The 13685-nt window shown below is 38.5% G+C and carries 15 protein-coding genes; 10 read left to right on the forward strand and 5 right to left on the reverse strand.

Annotation, left to right across the window (positions count from 1 at the left end; genetic code table 11):
- The first annotated feature begins 37 nt into the window (after positions 1-37).
- From LDM93_RS02190 to LDM93_RS02215, 6 genes are all read left to right on the forward strand, one after another.
- A complete protein-coding gene (locus tag LDM93_RS02190; RefSeq protein WP_223890361.1) occupies positions 38-1480 on the forward strand; it encodes an SDR family oxidoreductase in 1443 nt (480 codons plus the stop codon).
- Between the two features lie 39 nt (positions 1481-1519).
- Entirely contained in the window at positions 1520-2056 is a 537-nt protein-coding gene (locus LDM93_RS02195; protein ID WP_223890362.1) for a lipocalin family protein, read from the forward strand.
- Positions 2046-2438, forward strand: a complete 393-nt coding sequence (locus LDM93_RS02200; RefSeq protein WP_223890365.1) for a sirohydrochlorin chelatase — start codon at positions 2046-2048, stop codon at positions 2436-2438. The genes LDM93_RS02195 and LDM93_RS02200 overlap by 11 nt, the downstream gene beginning before the upstream one ends.
- A gap of 175 nt (positions 2439-2613) precedes the next feature.
- A complete protein-coding gene (locus LDM93_RS02205) occupies positions 2614-2994 on the forward strand; it encodes a hypothetical protein (RefSeq protein ID WP_223890367.1) in 381 nt (126 codons plus the stop codon).
- Between the two features lie 84 nt (positions 2995-3078).
- Positions 3079-3915, forward strand: coding sequence for a thiosulfate oxidation carrier protein SoxY (locus LDM93_RS02210; RefSeq protein ID WP_223890369.1), 837 nt, complete (start codon positions 3079-3081; stop codon positions 3913-3915).
- Positions 3916-4177: 262 nt separating this feature from the next.
- Complete coding sequence (locus LDM93_RS02215; protein WP_155993683.1) at positions 4178-4321, forward strand: hypothetical protein; 144 nt, start codon at positions 4178-4180, stop codon at positions 4319-4321.
- 237 nt (positions 4322-4558) lie between these two features.
- On the opposite strand, the gene LDM93_RS02220 is transcribed toward LDM93_RS02215, so the two are convergent.
- Genes LDM93_RS02220 through LDM93_RS02235 form a run of 4 tightly spaced genes read right to left on the reverse strand, consistent with a single transcriptional unit; the run spans position 4559 to position 10604 of the window.
- Positions 4559-5728: a patatin-like phospholipase family protein gene (locus LDM93_RS02220; RefSeq protein ID WP_223890371.1), complete on the reverse strand. Its 1170-nt coding sequence runs from the start codon at positions 5726-5728 to the stop codon at positions 4559-4561.
- A 32-nt stretch (positions 5729-5760) separates the two neighbouring features.
- Entirely contained in the window at positions 5761-6879 is a 1119-nt protein-coding gene (locus tag LDM93_RS02225; protein WP_223890373.1) for an ABC transporter permease, read from the reverse strand.
- On the reverse strand, positions 6880-9606 hold the full coding sequence (gene rbbA / locus LDM93_RS02230; RefSeq protein ID WP_223890375.1) for a ribosome-associated ATPase/putative transporter RbbA: 2727 nt from the start codon (positions 9604-9606) through the stop codon (positions 6880-6882).
- The gene (locus LDM93_RS02235) at positions 9603-10604 is read right to left on the reverse strand and encodes an HlyD family secretion protein (RefSeq protein ID WP_223890377.1); all 1002 of its coding nucleotides are present in this window, start codon (positions 10602-10604) and stop codon (positions 9603-9605) included. Before LDM93_RS02235 ends, rbbA begins: the two co-directional genes overlap by 4 nt.
- Before the next feature lie 358 nt (positions 10605-10962).
- Between LDM93_RS02235 and LDM93_RS02240 the strand changes: the two genes are divergently transcribed.
- From LDM93_RS02240 to trpB, 4 genes are all read left to right on the forward strand, one after another.
- The gene (locus LDM93_RS02240) at positions 10963-11478 is read left to right on the forward strand and encodes a flavin reductase family protein (RefSeq protein ID WP_223890378.1); all 516 of its coding nucleotides are present in this window, start codon (positions 10963-10965) and stop codon (positions 11476-11478) included.
- A gap of 1 nt (position 11479) precedes the next feature.
- On the forward strand, positions 11480-11680 hold the full coding sequence (locus LDM93_RS02245; RefSeq protein WP_223890379.1) for a hypothetical protein: 201 nt from the start codon (positions 11480-11482) through the stop codon (positions 11678-11680).
- A 28-nt stretch (positions 11681-11708) separates the two neighbouring features.
- Positions 11709-11903, forward strand: a complete 195-nt coding sequence (locus LDM93_RS02250; RefSeq protein WP_223890380.1) for a hypothetical protein — start codon at positions 11709-11711, stop codon at positions 11901-11903.
- Between the two features lie 83 nt (positions 11904-11986).
- Positions 11987-13195 (forward strand): tryptophan synthase subunit beta, encoded by a 1209-nt coding sequence (gene trpB / locus LDM93_RS02255; RefSeq protein WP_223890381.1) that lies wholly within the window; start codon positions 11987-11989, stop codon positions 13193-13195.
- Here trpB and LDM93_RS02260 read toward each other — a convergent pair.
- The gene (locus LDM93_RS02260; RefSeq protein ID WP_223890382.1) at positions 13173-13655 is read right to left on the reverse strand and encodes an SRPBCC family protein; all 483 of its coding nucleotides are present in this window, start codon (positions 13653-13655) and stop codon (positions 13173-13175) included. The genes trpB and LDM93_RS02260 overlap by 23 nt on opposite strands.
- Positions 13656-13685 lie beyond the last annotated feature (30 nt).

Here is a 13685-nt window from a genome sequence, read left to right on the forward strand (position 1 = left end):
TTAGAGAGTGTGTTATACTTTAAAAGCAGGAGTGACTATGAAAGTATTACTTACCGGTGCAAACGGCTACATAGGAAGACGTCTTAAACAAACCCTTTTAGATGAGGATCTCCATTTACGCCTGCTTGTACGCAATCCAAAAAGTCTGGATTCTGATCTAAACGCTGAAATAGTACAAGGAAATACCTTTGATATGGACTCTTTGGAGCGTGCACTTGATGGCATTGATGTTGCCTACTATCTCATACACTCTTTGCAACACAAAAACTATAAAGAGCTTGACAAACAAAGTGCGCAAAATTTTCTGGATGCAGCCATCAAAAAAGGGGTTAAACGTATCATATACCTGGGTGGACTTGGTGTGAAAGAACATGCAAGTGAACATCTTTTAAGCCGTATAGAAACAGGAGAAATACTTTCAAGCAGACCTGACAAGATAGAGACGATCTGGATACGTGCAGGGGTTATCATAGGTTCTGGAAGTGCCAGCTTTGAGATCATCAGGCATCTTACAGAAAAACTGCCTATCATGGTCACACCTAAATGGGTTAATACCTTAGCGCAGCCCATTGGTGTAGATGATGTCATTGCCTACTTGAATGCCTCAAAGGACCTTAGTATCGATAGTAATCTTGTAGTGGATATTGGCAGTGAGAAGATGACTTATAAAGAGATGATGCTGGCTTGTGCCAATGCACTTGGTCTCCGACGCTGGATCTTTCCGCTTCCCGTACTGACTATCAATCTCTCTTCATATTGGCTGAATCTATTTACCCCTGTACCTTATACGATTGCACGTTCACTGATAGAAGGACTTTCCTCAGAAGTGGTCATACAAAATGACAATGCTAAGCGATATTTTAGTCATATCCAGCCTATGGAATTTAAAGAAGCCGTTGAAAAAGCGATCAAAGAGATGGAAGAGAATCAAGTTTTTAGTCGCTGGAGTGATGCAGGAGGCGGACAGGACCTATGGGAGAAACAGCATAAAGGTGATCCTTCATCAGCAGTTTTGATGGATCGCCAGTCTATGAAGCTGGGTGATATTCCAAAAGAGACGGTCTATCGTACTTTTTGTGCTATAGGTGGTAAAGAGGGATGGTTCGGATATGATTGGCTTTGGGAGATCAGAGGCTGGATGGATAAAATGATCGGTGGTGCTGGACTTAACAGGGGACGAAGACATAGTCAGCATCTTAGAATAGGAGAGAGTGTTGACTTTTGGAGAGTTGAAGATCTGAGTGTCAATGAAAGGCTGCTACTCTATGCACAAATGAAAGTACCAGGTAAAGCTTGGCTGGAGTTCAAGATAAAAGGGGATGAATTGGTGCAGACTGCGTATTTTTATCCTCGTGGATTGTGGGGAAGACTCTACTGGTATATACTTACCCCCGTACACTATTTGGTTTTTAGCAATATGATAAGATCTATATTAAAAAAAGCACGAAACAATAAACAGACAAAAAACAACTATGAATAGATCATCAGAAAGAGTAAAATAAATAAAAAGGAGTCCACTATGAAAAAATTACTATTACCTCTTTTACTTGCATTGGTTTTTCTTGTGACAGGGTGTGAAGACAAAAAACCGCAAAAAGTCACTCCTGTTGAGGGCTTTAAACTCTCAGAGTATCTAGGCACATGGTATGAGATAGTAAGACTTGAACATAGATTTGAAAAAGGTATGGAAGCGATATCGGCAACTTACAGTATGAGAGAAGATGGTGGTGTAAAGGTACTCAATAAAGGATACAAAACCAAAGAGAAAGAGTGGAGTGAGGCAGAAGGTAAAGCCTATTTTGTAGAAAGTCCTGACAAAGGCTTTTTAAAAGTATCATTTTTTGGACCTTTTTACGGTTCATATATAGTCATGGACACAGATTATGAAACCTACACGATGATCAGTGGACCTGATCTGAGTTATTTCTGGATACTCTCTAGAAAACCGACACTCGATGATAAGATACTGAACAGACTTTTAGCGCAAGCAAAAGAAGCAGGGTTTGACACTAGTAAACTTATTTATCCAGATCAAAGTATGAATGATGGCAGATAGAGCACTCATCATCGTAGCGCATGGCAGCCGAAAAAACTCTTCCAATGAAGAGGTCAAGGCACTAGGAGAAAAAGTAAAATCCATACAGGATAAACACTACACATTAGTGATGACATCATTTTTAGAATTTGTAACTCCTTCTTTGGAAGAGAGTATTCTCTCCTGTATCGATAAGGGTGTCAGTGAGATAGTCATCTTACCTTACTTTCTGGCTTCTGGTAACCATGTCACCCGAGACATCCCTGAAGTGGTTCAAAAGATACAGGCATCACACCCGCAAGTAAAAATAACACTCAAAGAACATTTAGGCAGTGCATCAGGTATGGTGAAACTTCTAAGTGATATGGCTGCAGTTCAAACAAAAAACTCTAAAACTCAATAAATACACTACAAGTTTTAGAGGCAATAAATAATAGGATAGAAAACCTTATAAAATTATATATTTTATAAGGTTTTGGAAACAAAACATTTCTGATATACTCTTAAGACTGAAATATCGCAATAAAAGGACATTATGTTCCTTGGATAAATAGTTATGAGTATCAAGGAATGAAACATTGAAAAGCAAGATTACAATAATCTCTCTTAGTTTAATTATAGTTATGTATTTAGCTTTTAAGGGTTTTATACATATACTGAGTAGTTCAAACTATAAACTGAACTCAATCAAGTCAGCATCAAATACAAAATTTATAGTTAGTGAATTTGAATCACTTAGTGAAGCAGGTCATGCGCCCTATGGAAAACACTTAACCTTATCTAAAAAACCTATAGATACTCCAAGTGAAGGACATATTATATATGCTGGCTATTGCCTCAACCTTGAATATTCATGGCTATCTAATAATAGAATTCAAGTTAACTGCAGAACTGACAAGCCTGAAAACCCTGTTTCATTATCAAAAACTGCATATGGTATTGTTGTTGAATACAATTAAACTCATAACAAGATGTTCATACAGGATGCAAAATTTAACTAAGCGTTATGAATCACTTACAAATAAATTTTATTAAGGAGTGTCATGAAACTAACCTCATTTATTAATACTCTCTTTTTCCCTGTTTTATTATTGGCAACACCAAATGAGACAAACTATCTAAAACTAAAAACAACTTGGGACAACAATATCACATATCTCAAGTTTATGTTGAAATCTCCAATGATTGGAGAAGAACGATATAATTATCAAAAAGGTATGGAGGAAAATTATATTAGCCATATTTCAGTAATAGATATAAAAAAAGATAAAAAAATATTAGATGTTTCTACAAGTTCTTATATGCGTGAAAATCTAATTATTAAATTTAAATATATTGATATTGAGAGATCTGAAAATATAAAATTTATTATTACTGACAACAAAGGTTCTCAAAATAATTATAATGCAAATACCAACAAAGGCAAGAGCCAATATTTGACTCCATCTAAAGCCACAGCATTATATGACAAAGTAGAAACAATTAATTACAGAAAACAAAATCCTCAAATTTTTAAATCTAAAAATATTGATGAAGCGATAAAAGCACTTTATGGTACCGTAAAGGAACCTATTGAAAACAAAATAAAGCTTTCTTTAAAAGAACATAATTATTGTCATGAACTAATTCCTATTCATATTTCGTCCGATGTTGACTTGGAATCTTTTGCAATTTTTAATAATCAAAACAAATATCCTACAATAGCGGTATTTTCTCTTGATAAAGTGAAAATGATAGATCTTAAATTTAATGTGCGTATGTTTAAAACATGTACGGACTATTCTATTATTATCGTAGGAAAAGACAGTATGGGAAATATTTATATAACAAGTGAGAAAGCTCGTGTGGCATGTGCAGATGGTTGTGGTGGAGGCGGATAAATGAAAGACTTTACCTAATTAATAAATAAGATATTATCGCAAATATGAGGATCAATACAGACTTTGTATTTCCTAAAAACTAAAACCTTATAATCTAACATAGAATATGACGGGTAAGTAAACCTCATAAAGTTATATATTTTATAAGGTTTTCTCTTCACACTAGTTTCACACTTCTATTTTATACTTCATCTGAATTTGGATAAAGCGTTTCTGATTTGAATATCAGATAAGCATTACAAAAAAATTAAAAGGATTTATAATGAAAAAATTAACAGCAATCTTACTTCTAACAATCGGTTTAGCTTCAAGCGCTATGGCACATCACCCTGCACCAGTAGATCAAGCTGGCTCAGGAATACCAGATAATTCTGGACACTGGGATGCATTTCTTGGTGGTCTCTAGTTCATTATATTAATATATTTTGGATAAAAAAAAGCAAGGCGTATCCTAAATTTGGGATATGCCTTTTTTTATTTCTTCGATCAAAACACCAATTTTTAAACTAATTTTATTTGTTGCACCAAAACCTCATAAAGTTATATATTTTATAAGGTTTTATATAAGGAAAAGTAGAAGATGTTTTTTATTTGCCTTTTAATATCTGTAAATAACCTTTTCATCTCAAAATCAATACTTTAATTAATATTTGAGTGTTGTATTCCAAGCCGATTTTGAACGTCCCTTTTCATATCCTACTTGATAAAGTGCATTCATATATTTTTTGTCAATAACATATTCCAAAGGCACATCAAAACTCTTTGGTACATTGGTTATATATACATTAAATCCATCACGTTTAGCTAATGAGGTGATATTGACTAAGTCACCCACCCCATGGTATTTTGTTAAGGTATAAAATGATCGCTTTGCAATATCACTTAGGGAAAGAGAAACAGGTTTATACACAGGGTCTATCTTTGTATTTCGTATCAGCCACATATTTTTTTGAGGATGTATATTTAACAAACGCTGCAGCTTCTGAATATCCATATCACGAGGATATACAAATATCTGTCTGGTAACGCCACCGTCTACATGTACTTCCTCGTGTCTCTTTCCATTAATCACCACATCTATGAGTACCGGTGGGAAGGCTCCAGGGATGGAAGATGAGGCTAATATGATATCTCTGATAAGTTTTGGGGCATCTGAACGACCACTTAAAGCAATTTTAGTAATATCCCAGACGACGGGGCGCTGTGCATCAAGATTGGTAGTACCGATCTGTAGTATACGCCCCTTTCTTGCCTCCTTTGCCAACTCCGCTATGAAAGCATCATTTATCTCTTCAGTAAGGATCTTTTTAAGTGGTGCCGTATCCCCTAGTGAGGCACCAAAAAGTGCCTCCATCGGTGAGAATAGGACGATGTTCTTTTGAGAGGACTCTGTATAGAGCCTTTCTATCACTCTATCATACTTTGGCCCCAAGAATGCAAAAGGAGCCATCAGCGCACCGGTCGAAATACCTGTCACCACAGTGAACTGAGGTCTGTCTCCACGTTCACTCCAACCCTTCAAGAAACCCGCACCATATGCTCCATCCTCAGCACCGCCTGAAAGGGCAAGTATATCTATTCTTTTACGAAAACTTTTATTGGCTTCAAGTCTTTTTATATTCGATCTTGTATAGGTATACTTTGCTGTTTCATCACCCCAGTAACGAATGTTTGTATACCCCATAATCGTAGCTTTAGTATAATTTTCTGCAGCAGGTGGAGGGAATGAGCGTTGCTTAGTAGAGCAGGCAGAGAAAAACAACATGAATGGTAAAATATTTACCAGTATCAATGAAATCTTTTTCTTATGCATGTACACTCCTTCCATAGTATCACTTAATCCCCTTAATTTAAACTCTTCTTGAAGATTGAAAGAGAAAATACAAAGAAAAACATCCCTATGACAAAAATCCAAAACATATCAACCCATACAACATCCAGCCCAGCTCCTCGATAGAGAATTGCCTGAGACATACTCACAAAGTGGCTTGTAGGCATCAGCAACATAAAATTTTGAAGCAGTTGCGGCATACTCTCAAAAGGAGTGATAGCTCCAGAGAGTATATGAAGCGGCAAAATGGTGATAATGATAATAAGCCCCAGCTGCGGCATAGATTTAGCGACAGTCCCCATGAATATCCCCATTGATGTTGTTGAAAAAAGCATTAAAAATGCCCCGAATAAAAAAAGCCCTTCAGATCCTGCTATTGGAACATCCAGCACGCCTTTGATCACAAACTGCAAAGATAGTGCTGCGGCCAATAAGACAATAACTCCCATGGACCAAACTTTAGAGAGCATGATCTCAGCAGCATTCAATGGCATGACCATCAGGTGCTCAAGTGTTCCATGTTCTCGCTCACGAATAAGTGCGGCACCTGAGAGAATGATCGAAAGAAGGGTTATCTGCTCAATAAACTCCATCACACTTCCAAACCATGTGCTTTCAAGCGCCGGATTAAACTTCATACGGGCAACAAGTTCTACCGGAACCGAAATGTCTGCTGAAGTACCTTGTAAAAAAGTGCGGACTTCATCGTTGATCATCTGCTGTATGTACCCCGCACCGATACCTGCCTGTGACATACGCGTAGCATCGATATTGAGTTGGATGGTAGGTTGTCTTCCTTGCAGTACTTCCTTCTCAAATGAAGGTGGAATGGTAAGGACAAACGTGTATACCCCCTTATCCATTCCATAGTCAATCTTATCTGCCTCTATCAGATCAGGAGGAAGGAAACGTGGTTTGTAAAATGCTCCAATAATCCGTGCTGAGAGTACCGATTGATCTTCATCATTGAAAGCAACAGGAACTTTGTTAAATTCCGAAGAGGTTGCGGTTGCACCAAGGTAGATAGCAAAAGAGAATGTATAGACTATCAGAATGGTCAACATTTTATCATGCCATACACTTTGAAGTTCTTTGATTCCAAGACGATAGATGTTCAGAAGACTTCTTTTCATTCAAGCCTCCTGTTTTTTCAGTGCTGTAATACTGAGTAGTGTAATGACAACAACAATAGCTGCAAGCGCAGAAAAATCATAACTAAGATCTCTAAACTCAAGCGCTTTGCTGAAAACACCTCGGCTTATATTGATAAAATAGGTTGCCGGGAAGATATTGCCCATCACTGCTCCAGCACCTTCCAAGGAGCTGACCGGTTCATTAAGCCCTGAAAAACTGACTGTCGGCAATAAAGTCAAGATAGCCGTTGCAGTCAAAGCTGCAATCTGTGTTTTCGCAAATGAGGACATCAGAAGTCCCAACCCTGTAGTTGCTGTAACAAAAAGCACTGCACCAAGACTCAATGTCCATAAACTTCCCTTGAGCGGTACCCCGAAAAGAGTAGTAGCAAAAACAACCAACCCCACATATCCGATCATACTGATAACGATATAGGGCAACTGTTTCCCCAGTAAAAACTCTAGCCGTGTTACTGGTGTAGCATAGAAGTTTGTAATAGACCCAAGCTCTTTTTCCCTCACGACACTCAATGCCATCAATATAGAAGGAATAAACACTAAGAGCAGAGGGATGACTGCCGGTACCATCGCATAGATACTTTTAAAATCCTGATTATAGCGATAGCGCATCTCGATAATGACTGCTGAGAGTACTGGAGTAGCCACTGACTGCTCTTTTGTCTGCTGGATCAGGTAATCATAGTGCATACCTCTGACATACCCTCGAATCGTCTCGGCCCGAAACGGCATAGTTCCGTCAATCCATACCCCGATCTCAACAGATTTGCCTCGTTTTAGCTCCCGTCCGAATCCAGGCGGGATTTCAAGTGCCAGAGAGATTTCTCCTTGACGCATTCTTTGATCAAGCTCATAGGATGATCTGATCTCAGTTTGTTCTTCAAAGTAACGTGATCCTGAAAGATTCTGAATATAAGAGCGACTCTGGGGTGTTTGGTCCCTGTCCAGTACAGCAAAATGCAGGTCCTCTACATCCATATTGATCCCATATCCAAGAGTGAACATTAACAAAATGGTTCCAAACAGAGCAAAAACAAGTCTGACCGGATCCCGGATCAGCTCCAAAGATTCACGGTAAGTGTAGCCCAAAAGGCGCAACCAACTAAAAAAACGGTTCTGAGGTTTTGACTGAGGGAATGATGCTTGCAAGTGGGTACTTTTTTGTAATGCCTTGCTCTCTTCCGCCTCTTCAAGGTAGTCAATAAAAGCATCTTCAAGATTTTCCTTATTCCTTGCACGAATTAACGCTTCAGGGGTATCACTGGCCAGTACGCGCCCTTGATGCATCAATGATATCCGGTCACATCGTTCCCCTTCATTCATAAAGTGTGTTGAGACAAAGATCGTTACGCCTTGATTGCGTGAAAGTCCAATGAGCAATTCCCAAAAACGGTCACGCGAGACCGGATCTACACCGGAAGTGGGCTCATCAAGAATCAGTATTTGAGGGTTATGGACAACAGCTACTGCCAAAGAGAGACGTTGTCTTATACCAAGAGGAAGGTCCATAGTATGAGTATCAGCATAGTGTTCCAAATCAAAATGATCTATCATCTCTTCTATACGAGGTTCAACTTCAGTTTGCGGAAGGTGAAAAAGCTGTGCATGCAGTTTCAGATTCTGTCTGACCGTCAGTTCTGAGTAAAGTGAAAATCCTTGGGTCATGTACCCAACCCGATGACGTGTAGAGAGATCTTGAACATCAATGGGCTGACCAAAAAGCCATGCTTTACCTTCTGATGGATTGAGCAGTCCAGTAAGCATCTTCATGGTTGTCGTTTTACCACAGCCGTTCGAGCCGAGAAATCCAAAGATCTCTCCACGCTCTATACTAAAGCTCACATCATCTACAGCAGTAAAATCACCAAAGCGGATCGTAAGTCCCTTTGCGATGATAGCTTCTTCTCCATGCTCATTTATGATATCGGTCCGTGGCGGGACGACAAGAGTTTTATATCCACGGCGCTTTGACTCAGGCAATAAAGCAATAAAGGCATCATCGAGATTATCGGTACTGGTCTTTTTATACAACTCATCCGGCGTACCTGTAGCCAGAAGTTTTGCATCATCCATCGCAACTATCCAATCGAAGCGCTCCGCCTCTTCCATATATGCTGAGGCAATAATAACACTCATTCCTTCCCTACGCTTTCTCATACGCTCCACCAGTTCCCAAAATTGGCGGCGTGAAAGCGGATCTACACCTGTTGTCGGTTCATCCAGAATCAGTAGATCCGGGTCATGAATAAGCGCACAGCAAAGTCCGAGTTTCTGCTTCATACCGCCTGATAACTTACCTGCCGGACGATCACGAAAAGGTGCAAGCCCTGTACTTTCAAGTAACTCATTTATTCTAGCTTGACGCTCACCCCTTCCTTGTCCAAAAAGACGACCGAAAAAATCGACATTTTCTTCCACTGAAAGAGACATATAAAGGTTTTTGCCAAGCCCCTGAGGCATATAAGCAATTCGAGGGCCTATTTTGCTCCGATGTTTTTTAAATCTCATATCTCCATCAAGAACTTTGACTGATCCCTCTTGTATTTTTCTCACACCTGAAATGAGTGCCAATATGGTCGATTTTCCCACCCCATCAGGCCCAATAAGCCCAACCATACAACCATTGGGAATATCTAAACTCACATTATCCACCGCCACTGTATTCCCATAACGATGACTTAAATTAAGCAGAGATGCTATCGGAGTCATGGTCTTGAACCGTTTCTATCTCTCATACGTAGTGAATCTGGCCAAGGCATCGTTTCGTTCAATCGTACATAAGCAACGCCCGGTAATCCGGATTTAATCTTATGTAAATGTCCCAGCAAGAGTTCAGGAGCTATTTTCACCTTGACACGGAACATCAATTTTTCTCTTTCGGTAGCTGTTTCGATCTCTTTAGGTGTAAACTGTGCTTCAGGTGAAATGAAACTTACTTTTGACGGTATAGGAGTATTCGGTAGCGCATCCAAAACAATACGTGCATCCGAACCGATATCGATAAGGCCAACCTGAGAGGTAGGCAGGAAAATAGTTATATATGTATCGATAAGATCAAGCACCACTAAAGCATTGCCTCCGCTTCCTATCATTTCCCCTTCTTCTACCAGACGGTAAAGCACTCTTCCCTTTACAGGAGAATAGAGTTTACTCTCCTGTAGTTGCACTTCTATACTCTCAGCCTGTGCTTTTGCTGCACTTATCGCTGCTTCATAGCTTGTCACTTGTGCTTTGGCTGCCATTAGCGCTGCTTCTGCCCTTTGGTATTCTGTTTCATCATCTTCAAACATAACCAAAGCGATACTCTTACTTTCAAATAGTGCTTTACTTCTTAAAAAATCATTCTCTTGATGTTTGAGATCTATCTCTTTTTGAGAGACTACAGCTTGAGCATACTTTTTATTTTGTCTGGCCTGTTCAACCCCTGCAAGTGCGACCTTATATCGTGCTTCAAGCTCTCTGGTATCAAGCTTGGCCAACAACTGACCCTTTTCAACCATATCTCCTTCTTTGACATAAATGTCTGTCAATCTCCCTCCATGCTTAGCAGTTATATTAACTTGTGTAGTTTCCAGTCTACCATTACCAGAGGCAATACCGTCATATTGGTCAGACTTATCCCAATATTTTGTCAACATAAGAACAGAAATGATCATACCTATAGTCACTACAACAAATAAAATTTTTTTCAACAGATTTATTTTCACTTCTTCTCCTCTGGCATCTTTTTAAATAGAATACACTTAATTATATACTATCTTAATTCCCTAAAAAATGAAAACCTTATAATCTAACATATTTTATAACGTTTCTCGCCGTAGCGACGTTTTCGAGGCATAAATTCTTCATCTTAAATAGAAAACCTTATAAAATGTTCCAATATGGATGGTATTATAAGGTTTTTTATTATGTCTTTAGTCTCTAAAATATGTAACGTATTTTATTGGATTTTAGAGTTTTTATTGGAGTAGACAATAGTAGAGTAGATATCTAGCATGAATCAACAAAAATACCCTACGAAATAATTTTATATCCGTATAAAATATGAGAAAAAATGAGGAAACCATGTTTAATATCTATGATAATTTAGAAAATGCAACACATTCACAACCTAGAGTGACCACTTTACTTGCTTGCCAAGATAATCTTATGCCTGCTTCATGGCATATGCCTATATCGAAGTCACCTTTTCGCTATGCTATAGCTGTACGTGAAGAGAACTACACCCATAATCTTTTAGAAAAACACCAAAGTTTCACACTCAACTTTTTAACATTCGAGTATTATGAGCTCGTCAATATGATGGGAAAGTTACATGGTGATAGCGAAAATAAATTGGCTAAAAGCGGGTTAGAAATAGAAGGTAAAGATATAAATAATAATGTATTACTCAGTGCTTCAGACTTCATCTATGAATGTGAGGTATGCGATACCTACAAAAACGGTGACCATACTATTTTTATAGCTGATGTCTTCAAAATACATGTCAATGAAAAGCAGAGTCAAAAGCCTATGCTATTTTCTGGTCGAGGAAGGTATGCAACATTAGGAAATACAGTTACAGCAAATAAAAGGGTATAGTATGACTATAGAAGAAATTGCATTTGAGTTAGAATTGGCAGGATTGAGGATTGAGGAACAAAGAATGCTACTCTCATCTATTAGAAGAAGTGGTTTTGATGCAAAGATGCTTGATAGAAAACTCATAGGTATGGGGTATGCGCCAGTATTTACCATATATGATGACGAAAATGATGCATATATAAGTAATGTAAAGAAATAAAAGTAAAATATATTAAAAGGAGTACAGTATGACGTTAGAAGAAATAGAATTTGAACTGGAGATGGCAGGATTGAGTAGAGAACAACAGGTGAAATTATTATCATCTGTTAAAATAGGTGGCTATGATGCAAAGGTACTCGATCAAAAACTAAGACTTATGGGATTTCCACCGATCTTCAGTATTTATGATGAGGATGAAGAAGAGAGTGACAACAAGTCTTAATCAGTTATTTATTGTTAACCGTCATAAAAAGACTACGAATATACTCCTAAAGCATTATAATATGCATATCGAAGGAGATATCTATGAAAGCGTACATACCAAAAGAATTTAGTTTTGACCCGGATGAGAGAGGTCACTTTGGAAAATTTGGTGGGCGTTATGTGTCTGAGACACTTATGCCCATACTCATTGAACTTGATGAAGTCTATAAAAAATACCGTTTTGATACAACATTTTGGGATGAAGTGAATGCACTCTACAAAGATTATGTAGGACGTCCATCACCTCTGTATAAAGCACAGAATATCAGTGATGAGATAGGTGCAGAAGTCTATCTCAAACGTGAAGACCTCAATCATACAGGTGCACACAAGGTGAACAATACGATTGCCCAAGGTCTTTTGGCTAAACGTATGGGAAAAACGAAGATCATTGCTGAGACTGGTGCAGGACAGCATGGAGTGGCAACAGCAACTATAGCTGCACTCATGGGTTTAGAGTGTGAGGTTTTTATGGGTGCAAAAGACGTAGAACGTCAACAACTCAATGTCTTTCGCATGAAATTACTGGGGGCGAAAGTCCATGCTGTAGAGTCTGGTAGTAGAACACTTAAAGATGCCATGAATGATGCTATAAGACACTGGGTCACCCATGCCAGAGATACTTTCTATGTCATAGGTACTGCGGCAGGGCCGCACCCTTATCCTTTGATGGTACGTGATTTTCAGGCTATCATCAGTTATGAAGCCAAAATACAACTCTTAGAACAGGCGAATACGCTACCTGATTATGTGTTTGCTTGTATAGGCGGAGGGTCAAATGCTTTAGGTATGTTTGCCCACTTTATAGAGGAAGAAAAAACAGAGTGTATTGGCATAGAAGCAGGAGGTAAAGGATTGCAAAGTGGAGAGCATGGTGCATCTTTGGCTTTGGGAAGACCAGGTGTACTTCATGGACAATTGAGTTATCTGTTACAAACAGATGAGGGTCAGATAGAAGAAGCTTACTCTATTTCAGCTGGACTTGATTACCCAGGTATAGGTCCTGAACACTCTTACCTTATGGAACAAGGTAAAGTGATCTATGACTCTGTCACTGATGACGAAGCGATGGATGCCTTTGTATGGCTTAGCCGTGCTGAAGGGATAGTCCCTGCATTTGAAAGTGCCCATGCTATCGCTTATCTCAAAAAGATGCCCAAAGAGACCATCAAAGATAAAACCATCATCATAAGTCTTTCCGGACGCGGAGATAAAGATATGATTCAGGCTATGGAACTTTTGAAACTGTAAGTGGATTTGTATTATTTGACAGATATGCCTTTGTCTGTGCATGTCTATAGGCAAACATTTGATTCATGTCACGTTTTACAAATGGTACTGCTAGTACACTTAGTGGCCAGAATGGAAGTGAAAAGGTAATTTTATCTTGTAAGATCGAATGTTTCTCATCAATAGCAATAAAATGATGTTCATGTCTAAACATTTTAAATGGAGAACGTGTAGCCACATCTATGATGAGATGAGGGTAGAGAACCTCTTCAAATGTTAATTCCCATACAAAAGACAGAAAACCTTTTTTAATTTTCAAAATGGCTTGGTTTCCTTTTTTGAGAGGTGTTTCGATTTTCACTATATCTACCTCTGTATCTTTAGGAGTGATCAGGGTAAGATTGTGCGTATCGGCATGAAAGTTAAATAGGGTTTCAACATTACATGGTAGAGATGTTTCATAGATTAATGTGTATTTCATAGCTATAAGTATGCCATCTTTTTATCTCTT

It is taken from the genome of Sulfurovum sp. TSL6, assembly GCF_019972115.1.
GTDB lineage: Bacteria > Campylobacterota > Campylobacteria > Campylobacterales > Sulfurovaceae > Sulfurovum.